The 21,701-nt window shown below is 34.7% G+C and carries 21 protein-coding genes; 4 read left to right on the forward strand and 17 right to left on the reverse strand.

Features of this window, described 5'->3' with window-relative positions:
- Window positions 1-91 precede the first annotated feature (91 nt).
- The 4 genes from A9G40_RS09785 to corA all read right to left on the reverse strand — a co-directional run bounded on the left by A9G40_RS09785 (window position 92) and on the right by corA (window position 2,899).
- Window positions 92-514: a YcgN family cysteine cluster protein gene (locus A9G40_RS09785; RefSeq protein ID WP_065582886.1), complete on the reverse strand. Its 423-nt coding sequence runs from the start codon at window positions 512-514 to the stop codon at window positions 92-94.
- Window positions 511-759: a YcgL domain-containing protein gene (locus A9G40_RS09790; protein WP_176700479.1), complete on the reverse strand. Its 249-nt coding sequence runs from the start codon at window positions 757-759 to the stop codon at window positions 511-513. Before A9G40_RS09790 ends, A9G40_RS09785 begins: the two co-directional genes overlap by 4 nt.
- A 25-nt stretch (window positions 760-784) precedes the next feature.
- The gene (locus A9G40_RS09795; RefSeq protein ID WP_065582887.1) at window positions 785-1,744 is read right to left on the reverse strand and encodes a glucokinase; all 960 of its coding nucleotides are present in this window, start codon (window positions 1,742-1,744) and stop codon (window positions 785-787) included.
- A 213-nt stretch (window positions 1,745-1,957) separates the two neighbouring features.
- Complete coding sequence (gene corA, locus A9G40_RS09800) at window positions 1,958-2,899, reverse strand: magnesium/cobalt transporter CorA (RefSeq protein ID WP_065568016.1); 942 nt, start codon at window positions 2,897-2,899, stop codon at window positions 1,958-1,960.
- A gap of 219 nt (window positions 2,900-3,118) precedes the next feature.
- Between corA and A9G40_RS09805 the strand changes: the two genes are divergently transcribed.
- The 3 genes from A9G40_RS09805 to A9G40_RS09815 all read left to right on the forward strand — a co-directional run bounded on the left by A9G40_RS09805 (window position 3,119) and on the right by A9G40_RS09815 (window position 4,432).
- Window positions 3,119-3,640 carry a single-stranded DNA-binding protein gene (locus tag A9G40_RS09805; protein ID WP_065582888.1) on the forward strand — a complete coding sequence of 174 codons (522 nt, stop codon included), beginning with the start codon at window positions 3,119-3,121 and terminating at the stop codon, window positions 3,638-3,640.
- Between the two features lie 375 nt (window positions 3,641-4,015).
- The gene (locus tag A9G40_RS15050; RefSeq protein ID WP_176700480.1) at window positions 4,016-4,174 is read left to right on the forward strand and encodes a hypothetical protein; all 159 of its coding nucleotides are present in this window, start codon (window positions 4,016-4,018) and stop codon (window positions 4,172-4,174) included.
- A 60-nt stretch (window positions 4,175-4,234) separates the two neighbouring features.
- Window positions 4,235-4,432 carry a hypothetical protein gene (locus A9G40_RS09815; protein WP_141672025.1) on the forward strand — a complete coding sequence of 66 codons (198 nt, stop codon included), beginning with the start codon at window positions 4,235-4,237 and terminating at the stop codon, window positions 4,430-4,432.
- A 685-nt stretch (window positions 4,433-5,117) separates the two neighbouring features.
- On the opposite strand, the gene A9G40_RS09820 is transcribed toward A9G40_RS09815, so the two are convergent.
- Both A9G40_RS09820 and A9G40_RS15520 read right to left on the reverse strand, forming a co-directional pair.
- The gene (locus A9G40_RS09820) at window positions 5,118-6,185 is read right to left on the reverse strand and encodes a beta family protein (RefSeq protein ID WP_065582890.1); all 1,068 of its coding nucleotides are present in this window, start codon (window positions 6,183-6,185) and stop codon (window positions 5,118-5,120) included.
- Window positions 6,186-7,115: 930 nt separating this feature from the next.
- Window positions 7,116-7,247 (reverse strand): transposase, encoded by a 132-nt coding sequence (locus tag A9G40_RS15520; RefSeq protein WP_065582891.1) that lies wholly within the window; start codon window positions 7,245-7,247, stop codon window positions 7,116-7,118.
- A gap of 311 nt (window positions 7,248-7,558) precedes the next feature.
- Here A9G40_RS15520 and A9G40_RS09830 point away from each other — a divergent pair, with 311 nt between their 5' ends.
- A complete protein-coding gene (locus tag A9G40_RS09830; RefSeq protein ID WP_065582892.1) occupies window positions 7,559-8,221 on the forward strand; it encodes a MarC family NAAT transporter in 663 nt (220 codons plus the stop codon).
- 22 nt (window positions 8,222-8,243) lie between these two features.
- On the opposite strand, the gene A9G40_RS09835 is transcribed toward A9G40_RS09830, so the two are convergent.
- The 11 genes from A9G40_RS09835 to ptrA form a co-directional block, all read right to left on the reverse strand.
- Window positions 8,244-8,936: a DUF2461 domain-containing protein gene (locus A9G40_RS09835; RefSeq protein ID WP_065582893.1), complete on the reverse strand. Its 693-nt coding sequence runs from the start codon at window positions 8,934-8,936 to the stop codon at window positions 8,244-8,246.
- Window positions 8,937-8,939: 3 nt separating this feature from the next.
- Window positions 8,940-9,704 carry a 3-deoxy-manno-octulosonate cytidylyltransferase gene (gene kdsB / locus A9G40_RS09840; protein ID WP_065582894.1) on the reverse strand — a complete coding sequence of 255 codons (765 nt, stop codon included), beginning with the start codon at window positions 9,702-9,704 and terminating at the stop codon, window positions 8,940-8,942.
- A 17-nt stretch (window positions 9,705-9,721) separates the two neighbouring features.
- Window positions 9,722-9,907 carry a Trm112 family protein gene (locus A9G40_RS09845; RefSeq protein WP_065582895.1) on the reverse strand — a complete coding sequence of 62 codons (186 nt, stop codon included), beginning with the start codon at window positions 9,905-9,907 and terminating at the stop codon, window positions 9,722-9,724.
- 3 nt (window positions 9,908-9,910) lie between these two features.
- The gene (lpxK, locus tag A9G40_RS09850) at window positions 9,911-10,918 is read right to left on the reverse strand and encodes a tetraacyldisaccharide 4'-kinase (RefSeq protein ID WP_065582896.1); all 1,008 of its coding nucleotides are present in this window, start codon (window positions 10,916-10,918) and stop codon (window positions 9,911-9,913) included.
- 101 nt (window positions 10,919-11,019) lie between these two features.
- Window positions 11,020-13,299, reverse strand: a complete 2,280-nt coding sequence (locus tag A9G40_RS09855) for a DNA internalization-related competence protein ComEC/Rec2 (protein ID WP_218058007.1) — start codon at window positions 13,297-13,299, stop codon at window positions 11,020-11,022.
- 360 nt (window positions 13,300-13,659) lie between these two features.
- Window positions 13,660-13,950 carry an integration host factor subunit beta gene (ihfB, locus tag A9G40_RS09860; RefSeq protein WP_065568085.1) on the reverse strand — a complete coding sequence of 97 codons (291 nt, stop codon included), beginning with the start codon at window positions 13,948-13,950 and terminating at the stop codon, window positions 13,660-13,662.
- Between the two features lie 97 nt (window positions 13,951-14,047).
- Window positions 14,048-15,730, reverse strand: coding sequence for a 30S ribosomal protein S1 (gene rpsA, locus A9G40_RS09865; protein ID WP_065568086.1), 1,683 nt, complete (start codon window positions 15,728-15,730; stop codon window positions 14,048-14,050).
- Between the two features lie 111 nt (window positions 15,731-15,841).
- Window positions 15,842-16,522 carry a (d)CMP kinase gene (gene cmk / locus A9G40_RS09870; protein WP_065568087.1) on the reverse strand — a complete coding sequence of 227 codons (681 nt, stop codon included), beginning with the start codon at window positions 16,520-16,522 and terminating at the stop codon, window positions 15,842-15,844.
- Window positions 16,523-16,526: 4 nt separating this feature from the next.
- Window positions 16,527-17,804 carry a 3-phosphoshikimate 1-carboxyvinyltransferase gene (aroA, locus tag A9G40_RS09875; protein WP_176700482.1) on the reverse strand — a complete coding sequence of 426 codons (1,278 nt, stop codon included), beginning with the start codon at window positions 17,802-17,804 and terminating at the stop codon, window positions 16,527-16,529.
- 21 nt (window positions 17,805-17,825) lie between these two features.
- On the reverse strand, window positions 17,826-18,698 hold the full coding sequence (locus A9G40_RS09880) for a helix-turn-helix domain-containing protein (protein WP_065582899.1): 873 nt from the start codon (window positions 18,696-18,698) through the stop codon (window positions 17,826-17,828).
- A 100-nt stretch (window positions 18,699-18,798) separates the two neighbouring features.
- Complete coding sequence (ptrA, locus tag A9G40_RS09885; RefSeq protein ID WP_065582900.1) at window positions 18,799-21,696, reverse strand: pitrilysin; 2,898 nt, start codon at window positions 21,694-21,696, stop codon at window positions 18,799-18,801.
- Window positions 21,697-21,701 lie beyond the last annotated feature (5 nt).

Consider the following 21,701-nt stretch of genomic DNA (forward strand, 5'->3'; position numbering starts at 1 on the left):
TGTTAATAACCTATACCAAATTAGTAGAAAAATACCCATTAAAAATTCATATTTAACAACAGTTTAAAGAAGGCAATAATGCTGGTCTGTATTAGATAATATGATCTTCCCAACAAATCACATCTTTTTCATAGACAATGCGATTTTTAACCGATATTTTCAGCTTATGCATAAGCTTCTTATTTCCTGTAATAAGTGGGTGCCAATCAGGTAGCATGCCTTTTTCAGAAAAATAACGATAAGTGCAAGTTACAGGTAACCATTCGATAGTAAGTAAATTTTCACGTGTTAACTTAATGCAATCAGGTTCATAATCAAAGCGATTATAATAATGTTTACACTGACAAGTATTAGAATCAAGCAAATTACAAGCTACATTGGTGTATAAGATTTCGTCCGTATCTTCATCCATAAGTTTATTCAGGCAACACTGACCACAACCATCACAAAGTTGTTCCCACTCTTCGTCGCTCATTTGCTCTAACGTTTTATATTCCCAAAATGGTTCAATCATACTTTAAAATCATCTTCTTTTAACATCTGCAAGAAAAAGCCATCTGTTTTTATTTTTTGTTCGATTTCATCTGAAGTGCCAACAACAAAACGTCGTTTGCCATCAAGTAATACTTTCATCACAAATACTGGTGTACCAAAAATCGAAAGTATCTTATCTGGAATGCTTGAAAAGTTATTTTCATGTTCCATATATAAATAACAGTTTTCTTTTTTGGTACTTCGATAAATATAACACCACATCATAAAATAAAACCTTATCAATAAATCTTTATTTAAGACTATTTTGCAAATAAACACCTGCACCCAATAACCCAGGATCCTCATGAGTTATTACATAAACGGGGATTTTTTTGACTAAATATGACATTCGGCCTTTATGCTCAAATGCCTCTCTAAATGGTGATGCTTTAAAAAACTCAATAAAACGCGGTACAATCCCTCCAGCAATATAAACCCCACCTTGTGTATTAAGTGTTAAAGCCAAATTACCACCAAACCGACCCATAAAGGTACAAAAATAAGTTAAAGTTTGCAAACAAAGTGGGCAACTATTTGATAAAGCTTTGTTGACAATAATGTCAGGTGTCACCTCTTCTATAGGTTTATTATTAATATGTAACAAAGCTTGATAAATATTAACAATACCACTGCCTGAAAGAAACCGTTCGGTCGAAACTCGCCCAAATTTTTTTCTTAGTTGAGCTAAAATACGATCCTCTTCATCACTAATCATCGGTAGCTCTGTATGCCCACCCTCACCAGATAAACTAACCCAGCGTTGGTTAACTTTGATTAAATGAGAAACACCAAGCCCTGTGCCAGCGCCATAAATTGCAATTGGATAATTTAAATCAGGCTCCCCCCCCTCAATTTTAACTAATTCATTTTTCGATAATTGAGGAATCGACATTGACACAGCGGTAAAATCATTAATTACTTCCAGTTTTGTAAGATTTAATGCTTGAATCAACTCAGAACGTGAAAATGACAAATCATTGTTTGTCAGATTGATCACATCCTCGCTATCAATTGGGCAAGCAATAGCAATACAAGCCATTTTAACAGTTACTGATTGGGATGCTAAATAATCTTTAATTAATGTTAATAAAACATCATTTTTTGAGATAAGAATTTTAGTGATTGCCGATAACTTATTAGTTGTTAAATCATACAGTGCAAATCGCGCATTGGTTCCACCAATATCAGTAACTAGTGCATATTGACTCATGTTGTTCCCTCCTGTGACAAATTAATTATACTAATTCAAATAACAGTATTTATATTTATCCGCTACACAAAGTGCAACAGGTAATATTATGAACTATTTATCACCATTTAACTAATTTACCTTAATGATATTACTTAGGCGAGGCTCCGCTAAGCTAAGTTAAGTTAGCTTAGCGGAGAAAAAGTCTTAAAGATTATTTAAAATAACCAAGAACTACAACCATTTTTTTAGTTTAAAATAAATATAAGGTGCAACCCCCGCTAACAACATTAATAGTAACGAAAATGGATAACCATATTCCCATTTTAATTCGGGCATAAATTCAAAGTTCATACCATAAGCAGAAGCAACCACAGTTGGCGGTAAAAATACAACCGACACCACCGAGAAAATCTTAATAATTCGGCTTTGTTCTATATTGATGAAGCTAGTCGCAGCTTGCATTAAAAAGTTTACTTTTTGAAATAACGATTCATTATGAGGAACAAGCGACTCAATATCTCGAATAACTTCACGTGCTTGTTCAAGCTGATCGGTCGGCATTTTGGCACGACGAACTAAATAGTTAACCGCACGTTGGCTATCCATTAAACATAAGCGTACTTTCCATGCAGTATCTTCAAGCTCTGCCAATGAGGTAATTGCTTCATCATAATGTTCTTGTGCAGAACGATCCATAATAATTGAGCTTAGCTCTTCTAATTCACTATAAATATTTTCGATTTGATCAGCTAATTGTTCCACTTTAACTTCAAATAAATCAAGCAATACTTCATAGGGATTACCATCAATCATAGTTTGATAACGTGAGCGCATTCGGTACAAACGAAATGCGGGAAGATCACGTTCTCGCAATGTAAATAGTCGCCCATTATGCACAGTAAATGCTACTGTTGAATTGCCTGCTCGATCTTCTGCATCAGCATAAAAAAAGAAAGAGTGAACATGTAATCCTTCATTATCCTCAAAAAAACGAGCTGACGCTTCAATATCATCTAATTCAATACTCGTTGCTAAGTTTTGTCCTAAATGTGTTAAAACAAAATCACGATCGGCCTCTTCTGGCTCTATTAAATCAATCCAAGTCGCATTATTTATATCGTCTTCATTAATTTTTACTAATTGTTTGTTTTTCAACCCAAACGCATTAATCATAAGGTCTCCAGTAAGGGGAATATGTTTAGAACAATACATCAACAAATGTCGGGTATTATACTCGTTATAGTAACAAATTCCTATGATTAGACTAATGTTTCTATATCTTTACAAAATGTGAACAAAATTCCATTAATAGAATTAAATTCGCTGATATTACTATAGTCTCATGCTACAATACATAGTTTAAAATACTTATGCAATTTTTAGGAGTTAATAATGGCCAATCGAGGAATAAATAAAGTCATTTTAGTTGGTAACCTAGGTCAAGACCCAGAAGTTCGTTACATGCCGAATGGTAACGCGGTTGCTAATCTTAGTTTAGCGACATCAGAATCCTGGAAAGATAAACAGACTGGCGAAACTCGTGAGCGCACTGAATGGCATCGAGTTGTTGTTTTTGGTAAATTAGCCGAAATTGCAGGTGAGTACATAAAAAAAGGCACTCAAGTGTATATTGAAGGTCAATTACAAACAAGAAAGTGGCAAGATCAATCAGGCAACGATCGTTATACGACAGAAGTTGTTATTAACCCAATAGGCGGTACATTACAAATTTTAGGTTCTCGCAATAACAACGAAGGAGCAAGTAACGGTTCATGGGGACAAAGTGCCAATAATTATTCATCTGCGCCAGAAGCACAATCTCGCCCAACAATGCAAGGTGCACCAACTTCAGCCCCTCAACCCACAGCTATGCCTGAGCCTCCAATGGATTTTGATGACGATATTCCATTTTAAATACTATACATAAAACACAAAGAAACCAAGAGATGCATTTAATATCAATGTGCATCTCTTTTTTTACATTTGTTTGGTCATGCTTTATGTAACAACTTCCTAAAATAGTGCAACAAAAAAGTAGAAAATTCTCTATGATAAAAGTAAAAGGGGATTTAATGATAAAAAATAACTGAACATCAAATCGTAACTATTTTAAAAGTAGCTAAACCTTTAAAAGTAGCTGAAACCGGTATGACCCTCGCAAAAAGATGGGTAAATGCCACCTCCATGATATAACTAACAATCATAAGAGGACACATTATGGTCAAAAAATTCAGCGTAGAGTTCAAATAACTATCAGTTGATTATGCTTTATCTAATGCGCATTTTTCATTGGCTAAAACCGCTAACTATTTAGGTATTGATAAATCAAAGATGGATAAATGGCTTAGGCAACTTAATCCTAACAAAACTAGTAAACGTGAACTAACTTGTGAGCAACAAAAAATGATTGCGCTAGAAAAAACACAAAGCACTAAAAATGGCCAATGAAATGCTAAAAAAGGCGCATGTGTACTTTATCAACCATCCAAGTCGGTGAATTACCAATATATGAAGCAACATTTGTTGCCATACCCATTACCGCTAGTCTGCCGTCAGTTAAAAGTTAGCGTATCAGGTTATTATGTTTGGCTAAAGCGTGAACCAAAATCAAATGAACTATTTGAGAATATCAAAGCACTTTATTGGCAACATAAAGCTCGTTTAGATGCACCAAGCTTAGTACATAATATCAGGGACAAGGGCTAGGATGTATCATAATGAAAGATTAGATTAGCTGAGCACGATAAAAATCATTCAGAAAAGCCATTGATTTTATTAAAGTTTTTATTTTATAACATAATAAAAAATAATAACATTAATCTTTTTGCTACAAGCCTATCATTATGATGTGCTGACTAATACATAAAGTATATTGATAAGTATTTAGTTTGTAACTCACTCAAAATAGGCTAACAAACGTTTATTGATACCTATTCAAGGCTGGCTTTTACCAAAGTCTATACTGAAAAAATAGTTTAATTGTAGCTGATAAAACGCTTCCTTTTTTTGATAGTGAACAGATACCACTATTACGCATACCAACCTAGGCACAGAATATAATGGACATAAAGGAAAGCCATGCTTATGAACTTTATCCTAACCAGCAGAGATTGAACACACCAAAACCAAAGCTTATAGCCCGCAGACGAATAGGATTTGTGAACGATTTCATAAGACAATAAACACCGAATATTACAATGTAATGTTCAGTCGTAATATTTATACTGAATTATGCATTTTTTACGCCTAAATCGTCTTGAGTTTCCATGTTTTTGGCTAGTTCAGTCACTAACTCTCTTGATTTTTTTCATCAATTTTTATTCACCTATTTTTTGTACATTAGAATAAGTTAAAAATAGGCAAATACACAAATTTATTTACAGTATCAAGCTTAAGGCATTCTGGCAATAGAAGTAATATGTTGATTAATCCTTATGCCATCCCATGTTCCTGAATGACCATTATTAATGGTTTTATTTGCAATGTTATAAATTTGAGTGTCTCCCCAACTAAAATAATTACCGTGATAAAAATTTTCAGAAACAAGGCAATTAGCTAAATCAATAAATTTATTAAATTCATGGTTATTGCCCGTTTTCATTTGATACCAATTATAATTATCGTAGTAAGTTACACATGGTATTATTTGCATTCCAGGAACATATTCAATTGGAGATGTTGGGTTAGTTGCACCATAGTCTCCATATATTAGGTTTATTCCTTGAAATGAACTTTTTAGGTTAAAATATAGAAGTAAGTCAAGGTTAGGTATTACATCCCAAACATCTCGATTAGGTGTTTCAGGGTGAGGTGTTGCTTCACCAACATCTCGGTTAGGTGTTTTTTGTGATGGAAATGATGTTGAGATTATTGAAACATCAATACCCTCATATTCAATTGAAAGCCTCTGTAAAATATAGTCCAATCTATTTTGAATTACATTGATATTTTCACCAACTATTGATCCTATATCGCATAATACTAGCATCTTCTTAACATCATATGATGCCGCTAATAATGCAAATAAGTTATTAATTGAGCTTTGTGACAAATCCGTTATTCTTAATGCAATTTTTTTGTATTGTCTATTTTCAAGTTTAAATAAAAATTGAAGATTATCTCTCGTTCTAGACGGTAATATACTGATAACTGGGATTAAATTGTTATTAACATTAGCAATTCTTTCATAAAATTCGTATTTATGTTGAAAAGCATTAGTATGATCTAATAAACCATTAACTTGATTATACTCATCATACATATCAGGAGTAATAAAAGAAGCGTCAATCATAAATGGATAATTACCCCAATTAGGGAGAAAATTATTGAATAAGTAATCCGACTTTAATTCTCCTCTTGTATTTATAAACGGCAGAATTTGATTTTTATCGCTGTCATACGTGTTAACTAATGCATTGATATCATTCATTCCTAATCTTAAATTTACTATATGAAACATTGTTTTCTCCTTACTTTCTAACTGGTTATATTATCTATTTTATTATATTCAAAAAACTCAAGCTGCTAGCCGTGTTTTCTTAATAGAATTGATTGGCTTAACATTACCTTGCCGTGTATGTAAAGTTGATCTAGCCCATCTTCATGTATTTTTCACGAGTCGTACAGTTTATTGTCGGATTTCACCCGAATAATATTTTTATATTACTTGTAATCGTTTGGCATATAAATTACGTATAGTAGCTCAAACTTAAACTAACGAACACTAATTATTCACCAGAATTTATTTTAACAAAATGTATGTCTAATGCACAAAATAAATTCTCCAGTTACTTTTCTTTAACTAACGCCTTTGTGTTTAGCCAAGTTTACCACGGTGTTTTGCCACAAAAATACTTGCCTAAATGCGCTCTTTCTTTATTATAAAATTTCAGCTTTTTTTTAATATCCTATTGAATTTTAGACAATTCATTATAAATCTTACATCAGAACATCACATCATAACATTCGGTTTTCATCGTTTTATAAAATTGTTCATCAATCTCATCTATCTGTTAGCTGTATACTTTGGTTTTGGTGTATTTTGCATCTTCGAAGTTAAAATAAAGTTTATAAATTAGTTTTTACGAATTATTTTCTGAAGCGCTAACACTCCGCTTTGCTTATAAACTTTTTTGAAGCGATAATAGCTATCCCCACTATACTACATCACTTTACAGGCCTGTCGCACATTTCCTAACTGTTTGATGCATTTCTGCCACGCCTTTTTTAATTATAAAATAACTCCGACTCCGATTGTTGATGAAGCACACATGCGCCTTTTTTAGAATTTCATTGGCCATTTTTAATTCTTTTTTTCCTTTTTAGTGCAATAATTTTTTGTTGCTCACTAGTTAGCTCAATTTTATTGGTTTTGTTAGGATTAAGTTGTCTACCCCCACTTATCCAGTGTTGATTTGCCTATTCCTAAATGGTTAGCGATTTCAGCTAATGAAAAGTGAACATTAGATAAAGCATAATCCACTGCTGGTTGTTTGAATCCTGCACTGAATTTTTTGACCATAATGTGTTCTCCTATGATTGTTAGTTATATCATAGAGGTAACATTTTCCCATTTTTTTGCGAGGATCACTTTCTCATTTTGCTACCTCTTATTTATATAAATTGTTTTTCTAAAGCATTTCAACCTGCGATTACGCCCTAAAAACCAGTCAGAAAAGACATTGATTTTATTTAATTTTATTTCAATGCCTTATAAAAACCAATACTGCTTTATCCTATTTTTTAGTTATTTTTAAATAACTTTATTTCGAGCATTTTTTATATATTTCAATTATACTTAGCTACAGTTTTTGTTAGATACCAAGCAAATTTATGTTAGAACTTTTACAAACTGTCGGTTTTGGTTTAATTTTATTTATTCCATTAACTAACCCATTAACCACTGTGGTACTGTTGTTAGGTTTATCGGGCGATATGACCAATGAGGAGCGCAATTACCAATCGAAACTCACGTGTATTTATGTGTTTATGATTATGGTGGTATCGTTTTATTGTGGGCAACTGGTCATGAATACATTTGGTATATCAATTCCAGGATTACGCATTGCAGGCGGTATGATTGTTGGCGTTATTGGCTTTAGAATGTTATTTCCTCAGCAGCCTGCGCATAAAACGCTGGAAGCCGATGCCAAAAAGAAAGAAGTGTCAAATAATATTGCTTTTGTTCCGCTCGCCATGCCAAGTACCGCAGGACCAGGAACCATTGCCATGATAATCAGTATGTCATCAACAGTAAAAAGCGGTGGTTATGATGTTGCAACTTGGGTTATTTACTCTGCTTCAATATTAGTACCTTTACTGCTATGTATTATTCTTTGGTTCTGTATGCGCAGCGCAGGTAACATCATGCGTTTTATGGGGAAAAGTGGCATTGAAGCCACGACAAGAATCTTAGGATTTTTATTGGTTTGCGTTGGAACGCAATTTATTATCAATGGTGTTAAAGAATTAATATTAAACTTTCCTAATATCTAATATTAAAGCTCATGTTACAAAACTAAAATGTGGGTATGTTTTTAATTAGCTCAACCCGCATTAAATAATCATAAAGCGGAACTAATTGCTTAAATCCTTTAACCAATTTTTGTGGTAAATCAGCATTTAATATATCCTCAATATGATTGCTTGTCACCATAACAGCAAGATTTTTACGGTTGTACCATGTCGCTATTTGGGCATCTTGTTCTTTGATTAACGGTCGTTTATAGCTCTCACCTACAAGCTCAAATGGTCTTTTAATACAACGTGTCATCGATAAAAACTTTTTAGTATCATTAAGAATTTCTTCTCGAAAAATATCCATCGTTTTTTTGGATGAACAGTAATAGCCAAGTCCATATTGATAACTACTTGGGCTGATTTCAAAAAAATAGGCTGGTGCTTCTTTCCAACCTTGATTAGGTCGTTTAAAGGTTAACCATAAGTGGCTACGATAAAGTGATTTGTCATTTGAAAAACGTGTATCTCGATGAATGCGTGAAATGGTTTTACCTATAGAGGGTTTAGTTTCAAACCATTCATCAATTTTGAGCATTTCGGGGGTTAACTGTTCCACCAATAGCCTAAACGGTCTAATTAAATCGTTATCATAAATCGCACGATGTTCTTCAAACCATGATTTGCTATTGTTGATCCAAGCATCTTGTAAAAAATTAAGTCCAGCTGGTGTAAATCCCGTAAAGTTTGCCATTGCTTATTCCTTAAATAACGTTCTTACTTTTTCTAAATCTTCTAGCGTATCAACGCCAATTGCAGGAGGCTGTTTTGCCACAGCAACATGAATTTTTTCGCCATACCAAAGCACTCTAAGTTGTTCTAACATCTCAATTTGTTCAAGTGAAGTTGGCATCCAATTAATATACTGGCGAATAAAACCTGCACGATAAGCATAAATACCAATATGACGAAGGTAAAAGTCACCAATACTGGATTGTTTTAATAGATCAGTCGATTTAGCAAAACGATCACGTTCCCAAGGAATTGTAGCACGTGAAAAATAGAGTGCATAACCATCTTTATCGGTCACAACTTTAACAGCACCAGTATTAAACGCTTCCTCAACAGAATGGATCGGCACGGCTAACGTAGCCATTCCTGTTTTATATTGCACTAAATTCTCAGCCACTTGATCAATAACAATAGGCGGGATTAAAGGTTCATCGCCTTGCACATTGACAATAATTTCATCATCAGCAAACTGATAGCTATTTATCACCTCGGCCAACCGTTCAGTACCAGAGTTATGTTTATCGCTAGTAAGTATGACCTCACCACCATACGCCTTGACCACATCAAAGACTTGCTGGTGATCGGTTGCAATAATGACACGATTGGCTGATGATTTTTTTGCTTGTTCCATTACTCGTACAATCATAGGTTTACCATGAATATCCGCTAGTGGTTTAGCTGGTAGGCGGCTTGATGCGTATCTAGCGGGAATAATAACCGAAAAATTCATAATTAATACCTTATTTTTTATTCTTGGTTAGGCTGTGGTCGGTTAAGCGGTTTGGCTTCACATTCAAGCAATACGGGAATGCTATCTTTGATTGAATAGATTAAATTATCAGCATAGCAGATTAACTGTTGATTATGGGCATCATATTGCAACTGACCATGGCATTTAGGACAAGCAAGTGCATTTAAAAGGGTTTCTTTCATATTTTATTCTCTTTGGGATTCTATCTTCGTTAATAGCAAACAGATTTGCTCAATAGCTGGCGCTGGTATCTGTGCATCAATAGGTAAGTACCACCAATTTTGTTGGGCAAACTGCCTGCATTTAACTGCATCTTTTTCTGTCATTAAAAGGGTTTGCTGACAACTTGCCACATCATTTAATAACGACAAAGTAAATTTTTGATGATCAGCAAAAGAAACGGTTTTAGTCACATTAGCTTGCATTTTTTCCAACATATCAAAAAAGCGTTTCGGATGGCTAATACCCGCAATAGCACAAATATTTTGCAAGGATGATAATAGCTTTTTTTCTTGAGTAAGCAAGTTCACAGCATATAATGGCGCTAATTGCATTGTATAGGTTTTATGGGCATATTTCGTTGCTAAATTATTTATGCTATCACCATTTATGATAATTAAATCAACTGATTTTAAACGGCCTTCTCGCTCTCTCATTGGTCCTGCTGGCATCCACCATCCATTACCAAATAAGCGCTTTCCATCAACCACGACGACTTCAATATCGCGCTCTAATGCATAATGTTGCAATCCATCATCTGTTAAAATAACATCTAATTGGTACAGGTTTAATAATGCTTGAACAGCTTGCGAACGATGTGGAGCCACCGCGACAGGCACATTAGTGCGTTGATAAATAAGTACAGGTTCGTCACCCGCTTGCGTCGTTGTGGTGGTATCATTCAATATAAGCGGATAGTTATCAGACTTACCACCATAACCCCGTGAAACAACGCCAACTTGTAATCCTTTTTGTTTTAGTGCTTCAATTAAACCAACAACCAGTGGTGTTTTACCATTGCCACCCACGGATAAATTGCCAACAACGATAATCGGGACTGGAGAGTGCCAAGACTTAAGCACGCCAACTCGATATAAAAAGCGACGAATAAATGCAATCAAACCATATAACAAGGCAAATGGTATGAATAACCAAAATAAACGATTTTTACCATACCATAGTTTTTCAATCATAACTTTAACATCACTCAATTACATTTAGTAAAATTGTTTTATATCTTAATATCGATATAACAATTATTAAAACGGCTATCTATAGCGAAAGATAACCTATTTTACTCATAAATTGGTAAACTACCAAACCAATCATGATACCAACGAGGAGTAATTTCTTTTCGCATGGTTTTTAAGCTCCATTTTTGTTTATCAAAAAACAGGCTTATTTGCCCAGTCCTTGCGGTAATATAATGATTTAGCTTTAGATCTTGATATTTTTTCATTACTTTATGAGATGGCAGTTTCCAAGGATTATAACGGGACGTTGATACCAACGAGACTACGGGTTTAACATGATTTAAAAATGCATAGCTTGATGAAGTGCTACTACCATGATGTGGAATTTGCAAGATGGTAGATGCCAACTGGTTTCGATATGTTGTGACTAATTGATACTCCTGATTTCGTTCTAAATCTCCAGTTAATAATACAGAAAATCGCCCATCAGTAACTTGTACCACACAGGAATCGTCATTTTGTGCATAACCAACCAATTTTTTCGGCCACAGCACATTAAACGTCAAATCATGCCAAATAATACGATTACCCGCTAAGCATGGATAAGTATTATTGTAATCAGAAGATGAGCTCATCAACCATGCCTTTGGATAAACGCGTTGAAGCATAGTCAAACCGCCTGCATGATCATTATGTTGATGACTGATGATAATGCCTTCCACGTTCAAATTATGCCACTGTAGAAAAGGAATAATGACCCTTTCCATAGCCGAACCTTTATCCCATTTTGCACCTGTATCGTATAAAATTGCTGATTTGCCATTATGAATAACCATAGCCAATCCATGCCCAACATCTAACATATCTAGCCGCCAACGATAGTTCTGATCTTTAAAAAATGGCAACAGTAACATCAGCAAAATTACCAGCAAAGTCATGCTAAATCGGCGCCAAACACTGGTGCGTATTATAACTATAATTATCCAGCTGAAAAAACTTAATAAATAAAAGTCGGAAGGAATTTTAATCCATAACCAATTAAGCCAATCTAAACTTAAAAACAACCATTCCAAAGACTTATCAGCAATAAACCAAAACCATAATGCAATATAAAAACAGTCAACTGCACTACATATTAACGCAATTAAAATAATTGGAAATGTAAATAGTGAAATAATGGGAATCGCAATTAAATTAGTTAAGATCGAGACGGCACTCACTCCTTGAAAAACAAAAAATTGAATAGGTAGCAATAATAAGGTTAACCCAAACTGCAAATGCAATAGCCTTATTACATACCAACGTTTTTTATACTTCATTATTTTAGGGAGTGGTAACCAGTCAAACCAAAAAATCAAGCTTATTACCGCATAGCAAGATAACCAAAAACTTTCAGATAAAATCATTAACGGATCAAATAACAATAATAACGCAATAATTCGATTGACTTTTTGCCATGCACTTATTTGTTTTTTTTTATAACGCAAATAAATCCAGATAGATAAAGCAAATATGGCGCGCAAAGCTGGCGGATTTAAGCCTGTTAACCATGCATAAAAAAATGCACATAACCAGCCTGCTATAATCGGAACGAAAAAATGCATAAAACGCTTTGGAATAAAAAACAAGCAAACTTTGATAAAAAAACAACTCATCCCAAAAACTATTAAGATATGCATACCCGATATTGCCATTAAATGGGCAATACCAGTTTGCATCATCACTGTACGATGTGAATTATCTAATTGGGAACGATCGCCAAAAGCAAGAGCAAGTAAAATGCCTTTATAACGAAACAAATTGATATAGGGTAATGCCGAATCAGTAATTGCTTGCTTTACATTAGATTCATCTACCAATAATTCTGCATCAACTAATTTAGCTGATAATAAACTTCGATTGACAATAGAAAAACGTTGGCTATCAAATCCTCCCTCATTTAAATAACCATGTGCTACTTTAACTTTTAATGTTAATTGCCAAATTTGGCCAGATTTAGGAAGTGCTAACTTATCCCAATAAACCGTGATTGGAATATTATTAGGAAGCATATGGTCTGAAACAGAAAAAATAGAAAACGACAAATGATAAGGCTCATTTGTTGTTATTTGGCGTGTATTGATACTTACTGCTTTGGCTTTAACAACTAATATTTTGTCAATATAAGGCGTGATATTGGTTAAGTATTGTTTAGAATAAGCAATAGACCATAAAAAACCTAAACAAAATATAATAAAAATAGATAAAAGCCAACGAAATTTATCTGGGGTCACTAACAACAAAATAACTAAGATAATAGCAATAAAATACCACTGAAAATCAGAGAATAAATGTGGTAAAAATAGTAATGGTAGGCAACCTAATGAAAACATAATAGCCATTAAATCAAGGGAACAACATTGTCTCATTAGTGCCTACTATTGTTAGTCTAAACTAACAACTAGCCTATCACTTACTATCATAAAAAAAATAAATGGTTTTGAAATTTTTGAGAAGTCTTCCAATTTGATCATTAAACCAGATACAATTTACTAAAATTGTTAATGGTCTTTCAAATTTTAAAAATTATAAAAAATTCATAATGATGAAGAGCAAAATATGAGAAGATCTTAGCTAATCAATAGGAGTAAATGAGTTTACTAAACTGATGAGTGTTATTAAATAACAGTAATGGCATTATTTAAAATAAAAAAGCCATTGATTTTACTCAAAGGCTTTTAGTTAAAAATAGAAACCAGATATTATGCTTTTGCAGCGTTGTTTACTCTTTCACGTAACTCTTTACCTGGTTTGAAATGAGGAATGTACTTATGTTTGACTTCAACATTACCACCAGTTCTTGGATTTCTAGCTTTGCGTGGAGCTCGATAATTTAAACTAAAACTACCAAAGCCTCGAATTTCTACACGATCGTTACCTTCCATGGCTAAAGCGATCTGCTCGATGATATCTCTAACCGAATCATCAACTAGTTGCACAGGAAGGTGAGTCCGCCAGTTTACAATTCGTTCTACTAAATCTGATCTGTTCATGATCACTCCTAATTTTTTATGTGGCATGGAATTTATCCATTCTATACCACAAAAGAAAAAGAGGGCAAGCCCTCTTTACTCTTTACATAAACATTTTTTACTCAGTTTTTGACGCAGCTTTGAATGCTTCAGCCATTGCATTAGTAAATGATGCATCTTCTTGAGTTGAAGAATTATTTACAGCCGCAAGTGCTTCTTTTTCGTCAGCTTCATCTTTTGCACGCACTGATAACGAAATTGCACGAGTTTTACGATCGATATTGATAATTTTAGCTTCAACTTCATCACCAACTTTTAATGCAGTTGTTGCATCTTCAATACGCTCACGAGCAATATCTTGTGCTTTTAAATAACCTTCAATACCATCTGCAATTTCAACGGTTGCGCCTTTAGCATCAACTGCAGTCACATTTCCTTTAACAATTGCACCTTTTTTGAAGTTAGAAGCAAAACTGCTAAATGGATCGTCTTCTAGTTGCTTAATACCTAAAGAGATACGCTCACGTTCTGCATCAACTTGTAGTACAACAGCTTCGATATCATCGCCTTTCTTATAAGCTTTAACGGCTTCTTCGCCTGGCATATTCCAAGAAATATCAGAAAGATGAACTAAACCATCAATACCACCTTCTAAGCCGATGAAGATACCAAAATCAGTGATTGATTTGATCTTACCACTAACTTTATCGCCTTTGCTATGCGAATCAGCAAATTGTAACCATGGGTTTGGTTTACATTGTTTAAGGCCAAGAGAAATACGACGACGTTCTTCATCAATTTCAAGTACCACAACTTCAACTTCATCACCAAGGCTAACAACTTTAGAAGGATGAATGTTTTTGTTTGTCCAATCCATTTCAGAAACGTGTACTAAACCTTCAACGCCAGTTTCAATTTCAACAAAGCAACCATAATCAGTTAAGTTGGTTACTTTACCTGTTACTTTAGTACCTTCTGGGTAACGTTTAGCGATTGAAACCCATGGATCTTCGCCTAATTGTTTTAAGCCAAGAGAAACACGTGAGCGGTCTTTATCAAATTTAAGTACTTTAACAAGTAATTCTTGTCCTACTTCAACCACTTCACTTGGGTGTTTAACACGTTTCCAAGCCATATCAGTGATATGAAGTAAACCGTCAACTCCACCAAGATCAACAAATGCACCGTAATCAGTAAGATTTTTGATAATACCTTTAACTTCTGAACCTTCTTGTAGATTTTCAAGAAGTTGTTCTCTTTCTGCGCTATTTTCAGATTCAATAACCGCACGACGTGATACAACAACGTTGTTGCGTTTTTGATCTAACTTAATAACTTTTAATTCAATTTCTCTGTTTTCGATATGAGAAGTATCGCGTAATGGACGAACATCAACAAGTGAACCAGGAAGGAACGCACGTACGCCATTAAGATCAACCGTAAAGCCACCTTTAACTTTACCATTGATAACACCTAAAACTGTTGCAGCATCTTCAACTGCTTTTTCTAATACTAACCACGCTTCATGGCGTTTAGCTTTTTCACGAGATAAGATGGTTTCACCAAAGCCATCTTCAATTGAGTCAAGTACAACGTCAACAACGTCGCCAACTTGAACTTCTAATTCGCCTTGGGCATTTTTAAACTGCTCTACTGGGATTGCTGATTCAGATTTTAATCCAGCATCAACTAAAACAACATCTTTGTCGATTGCAACGACAGTACCACGGATCATATTACCAGAACGAGTGTCTAGCTGATTTAAAGACTCTTCAAAGAGTTGAGCAAAAGATTCAGTCATATTTATATACTTAAATTAATATTAACGTCCACATTACATCATGTCTTGTGGGGTTGTTTACGATACTCCACTCATCCATATAATGGAGCTTAGTTCACGCCGTAAGCTAGCTTACAACGCAAGTTTTTCGTTTATATACGTAATAGATTGATTAAAAACATCTTGAATAGACAGCGATGTGGTATCAATTATTAGCGCATCAACAGCAGGCTTTAACGGTGCAATGGCTCGATTACGATCGCGTTCATCACGCGCAGTTATTTCCTGCAAAATGTTGGCAAATTTAGCATGATTCTGCTTATCTTGCAACTGTTTCATCCTTCTTTCTGCACGAGACTGGGCGCTTGCATCAAGGAAGATTTTGACTGGCGCATCAGCAAAAACAACCGTACCCATATCTCGACCATCAGCAATCAATCCTGGAGCCTGTCTAAAATCACGCTGGCGTTGTAATAACGCAACTCTAACTTGATTAAGCGAAGCCACTTTTGATGCTGCCCCGCCTGTTTGCTCTGTGCGAATATTTTTAGACACATCAATCCCATTTAATCGCACTTTAACTTCAATATCACTTGTGTCAAAAGATAAAGGTAAATTTAATGCTAAGTTAGCTAACTGATTCTCATCATCTAGTGCAATATTTTTTTCCAACGCCGATAATGCCAGTACACGATAAATTGCCCCCGAGTCCAAAAGGTGCCAATTAAAATGATTCGCTAACGCTTGGCAAAGTGTACCCTTTCCTACTCCACTGGGTCCATCAACGGCTATAACTGGGATAGTGTTATTCATACTATTATTCACTTAATCTTTTAAATTGTTCAAAGTAATCTGGAAATGTTTTCATGGTGCATTTAGGATCCAAAATTGTCACAGGTGTATCGGATAGCGAAACAAGTGAAAAACACATGGCAATACGGTGATCATTATAAGTTTCAATTTCAGCGTGGGCTAATTTTGCCGGTGGCTCAATAGTAATATAATCTCGACCCTCTTCAACCATTGCTCCGACCTTACGTAATTCTGTTGCCATAGCGTATAAACGATCAGTTTCTTTAACTCGCCAATTATAAATATTACGAATAGTGGTTTTCCCTTTAGCGAATAAAGCGGTGGTTGCAATCGTCATTGCCGCATCAGGAATATGATTCATATCCATATCAATACCATTTAATTGACCATGCGAACATTCTATATAATCATCAGCCCAAGTCACTTTAGCACCCATTTTTTCTAAAACATGAGCGAATTGTGTATCTCCTTGTAAACTTTCTTTACCTATCCCTGTTACTCTTACAGTACCACCTTTAATGGCGGCTGCGGCTAGAAAATAAGATGCAGAAGAAGCGTCGCCTTCAACCAAGTAATTTTTCGGGGATTGGTAACTTTGATTCGCTTTAATCATGAAAGTTTGGTAGTTTTGATTAACAACTGTAACACCAAATATCGTCATCATTTTTAAAGTAATATCGATATAAGGTTTAGATACCAAATCACCAATAATAGTTATCTCGGTATCTTGTTCAGCTAATGGTGCAGCCATTAATAGTGCTGTTAGAAATTGGCTTGATACAGAACCATCAACTTGAATTTTCCCTCCGATGAAACCACCATGAATATGTAACGGAGGATAACCATCATTTTCAAGATAATCAATTTTAGCCCCTCCTTGACGCAATGCATCCACTAAATGGCCAATTGGGCGCTCTTTCATACGTGGCTCGCCAGTTAATACAATGTTATTGTGGCCAAGGCATAGCGCAGCTGCTAAAGGACGCATTGCTGTGCCTGCATTACCTAAAAATAGTTCTAATGCATGTGAAGAGCATAGTTTGCCACCTGCACCTTTAATATCACAAATAGTACGATCATGGGATAATTGATATTTCACACCGAGAGCCGTCAATGCATCAAGCATGTAACGAACATCGTCACTATCGAGTAAATTTGTTAAGCGAGTATCGCCTTGGCTCAAAGCGGATAGTAATAGTGCTCGATTAGAAACACTTTTTGATCCTGGCAAGTTAATGGTGCCATTAAATCTTTTTATGGGTTGTAATGTTAAGGATAACATAATGACTCTCTTTAATATTCTTTAAAATTTATCTAACGTTGCTTTTAGCAAATCAATGGCTTGTTGCTCTTTAGCGCTATTTTGCCATAGTTTATCAAATAATGAACGATAACGTTTAATTGCGTCAGGCGATGAGGTAATCGATGCAATGCCCGTTGTTACATTTGGTAACTCACCTAATCGAAATGGGCTAATTGCTAGCGAAATTGGAGTCTCGCTTTGATAAAAAATTTGGAAAGCAATCGATGGAATTGCTTGTTGCGTAATTGCAATAGTTGGCACATAAGATTGTTGTTCTAATAGTTCAATTAAATGGTAAATCTCTTTGCGTGCCAACAACATTCTTTCAGATTTTTTACCCGGCGAAATGGTTAAATCGCCGACTAAGCCAAGGTGCAAAAACCGCTCTATATTCCGCAAACTAATCAAATTAATTACTTTAGGAACTGATTGGTAAAACTGTGTTTTACGATATTTTAAAATTGACAAAATGACTGCGTATTTTTTCAGCTCAGCCGATTCACTTGATTCTTCAAGCATCATGGCTAAATGAGATAGATAGTTTGGAGAAGTTAATAAAAAAGAAAATGGATCAAAATGGGAATAGATGTGGGTTGATTGCTCTTCTAGCTGACGCATTCGCTCAAAAAAGCCTTCACCACTAGAGTAATATTCAGTATCTATACCAAGTAAACTAGCTAAAGAAGTATCCAACAATAGGGCTAAACGAGCTAATGTCTCAATTTTAACGATTTCGCCTTTTTCTAAACGATAAACCGCTGCTCTTGATATTTTCAGGCTTTGAGCTACATCTTCAGCTTTAAGCGAAGCAGCGATGCGATAAGCACGTAACCGCTGTCCTATAGCCAAATAATCGACTGTTCCATTCACCATAATTAACTCAAATTATTCGAATTTTGGCAGTGTATCATAAGGTAGTTACATTGCCAATTTTCTATAAAAATATTTCAGGTAATATATACATTTCAGTATATTATTTTAATAAAATATCTTGTAGTGCTGATGCATTTTCAATTTCAGTAAATTCTGAAATTGCATTAGGCTGTTTAATATCATCTGAACGCTTACCAAGCACTTGCGAAGCAAGCACTAAGCCTTTTGGATTGATTATTGAATAACGATAAAAATCGATCAAATCTTGTTTATTGATACTTTTTACCTTCGCTATTTTTTTACTGCGTGAATCAAAGGCAAAACGTGATAAACGATAATCTGGCATATAACGGCTTAATTCTTCATCCAATGTTTGAGGTGGCATTGTCAGCTCCTCAAGTATCGCCTTTTTGTATTGCTCAATATCATTTTCTGATAAAGCTTCTAATTTACTTAACATAATTGGGTAAAATTCTTGATAACGCTTAAGCAAATAAGCTGGATCATACTGATTACTTTGGATAATAAAACTCATCCCCGCAGAATCCCCAACCGTAATTGGCGTTGTAAATACAGCATAACCAAGTTGCTCATTAGTTCGCAACTGATCGAAGAACCATGGCGAGATTATTTTATAAAGTGTATAACTTAACATACTACTTGTAATACGATCATAATTCGTTGGGATATAGCTCATCATCAAGGCGTTATCAGTACTTTTGGCCTGCTGAGTAATTTGTGCCAATAAAGGTGATTTAATTTTGATGCTTTTCATTGGGGTAAATTCAGCTTTGCGTGCAAGCATTTTTTGAATAGCATGATAAAGATCTAATGAATTCTCATTAGATAAATTTCCCAAGCTTAGCATATAAGGTACAGAATTAGTCATTAGATTATCACGATAAGTTAAAATATCATTAATACTCATATCTTCTGTGATTTGACGCCTGACACTTCGCTCATAATAATGAGGAACAGAAGATAATGCACTCACAGGATTAACAGCTAATTGGTAACTATTTGTATGTTCCGCTGCATCAAGTTTTTGCAAATACCATGACTTGGCTAAAGCTAAGCTTTGTTCATCAACCATTACTTGGCGATAACTATTAAGTATCGCTAATATCATTTCAGGTAAATGTTGATTAAAGCCACTAGCCGTAATCATCAAACCATCATCGCTACCCGTAGATAAGGCTATACCAGCAATACTTGCTTGAAATTGTAATTGCGCTAATTGACGGCTAACAATGTAATCGAGTAAATCAAACGCCACTTTGGATTTCGCATCAATAAAAGCTTCATTATTTCGTAACGAAACTACAATTTCAGCTTTCGGTTCTTGACGAAAATACTGACTAACGAAATGGAAATGGTTTCCACGCTTACTGAATTCCACTGGTTGTGATTGATTGCTGTTTTGGCTCAAAATTGTAAAATCATCTGGAATATAAGGGTTGAGTTCAGGCAAGCTAAACGAAAAACTTTTACTTAAATTTAGCCAATTTACTTTTTCTTCATTAGTAATATTATCAATTTTATACGGGGCATCAACAAAATAAGCGGTCTTATTCGTCAATTGATTAGGAGAAATAACCCAAACCCTTGCATTATTAACGGTGAAACTTTTTAAACGATTAACTACCGTTGTTTTGTCAAAATGCGTAGCAACATAATCAGAATTCAACACATTTTTAATAGGGTATAACAGCATTTGATCAGAAAGCCATTCCACATAAGACATATCACGTTCAATATTTTGATATTTAAACTCTAACGCTAGCACTTTTTGCATTTCTTTATAATAAGCATCAAAAAGCCCTTCGTGTTGAATTAATTGTAAATAATTAAAAATAGCTGCAATAACCTTATCTTTTTGGGCAAGGCCATCTTCTGTTAAATTAACGTAAATACTAAATAACCCACTATTGCCATATTTAATTGGATTACTTGAGGCTTGAATGCTCTCAATCAAACCTTGCTTTTGAAGCTGATCAACTAATGTATTATTGCTACGGTTGCCAATTAAATAGCCAATATATTCATCACTCTTGTCAGCAAACTTAGCCACATTATTTTCAATGGGGAATTGCAATAATAACAATTTTTTGGGTTGCGCTGGTACCATCGTAATTTGTTTACCTAATGTCTCAGCGGTTAGTGCTTGCTTATCAATTTTAGGTGCATCAATATTTTTATTAACAATTTGACCAAAAGTGCTTTCTGCTAACTTGGCCAATTTATTAATAGACTGATTACTATAAATTACCCCTACCATAATGTTGGCAGAATAATAGCCTTGATGGAAATTAACTAAAGCATCTTGTAGTTTACTGCTTTCTTTGTCACTCAATGTCTGTAAATTACCGCCCGAAAATTGAGAAGCTGGGTGGTTTTGATTAATAGTTTCTGAATCAATCTGTCCAATACGAAAACCATCATTTGATCTCGCCATGGTCAGTTCCGCATTTACCGCATTACGTTCTTTATCGGCAAATTTAGGATCTAAATTTGGCTGGGCAATAGCATTAGCCAAATGGTCTAATGCTGTTTCAAATGCGCTATTTTCGACCTCAAAATAAAACGCAGTACGATGCGCAGCAGTGCTAGCATTATAACTACCAGCATGACTGCTTAAAAACTGCGAAAAACTCGCTGGTTCGGGGTATTTTTTCGATCCCATTAATACCATATGTTCAGTATAATGCGCTAAACCTTGCTGATCTTTGGGATCTTGCAACGAACCAACCGGTAACGCTAATGACGCCAACGATTTAACCGCTTTAGGATCTGAAACCAATAAAACGCGCATTTTATTCGCCAGTTCAATAACTTCATATTGGCGCTTGTCGCGCTCACTTTGTTGTACCTTTTCTAACAAAACTGGTTTGGCAAGCTTGTTTTCGATGGCAAAAGATGAATATGAAGTGGTAAGTAAAGCCCCAATAAATCCACTAATAATAAAATTAACTAATTTTCTTCTATTCTTATAAATCATAATTT

The sequence above is a fragment of the Gilliamella sp. Nev3-1 genome (assembly GCF_001690435.1).
In the GTDB taxonomy this organism is placed as follows: Bacteria; Pseudomonadota; Gammaproteobacteria; order Enterobacterales; family Orbaceae; genus Gilliamella; species Gilliamella apicola_C.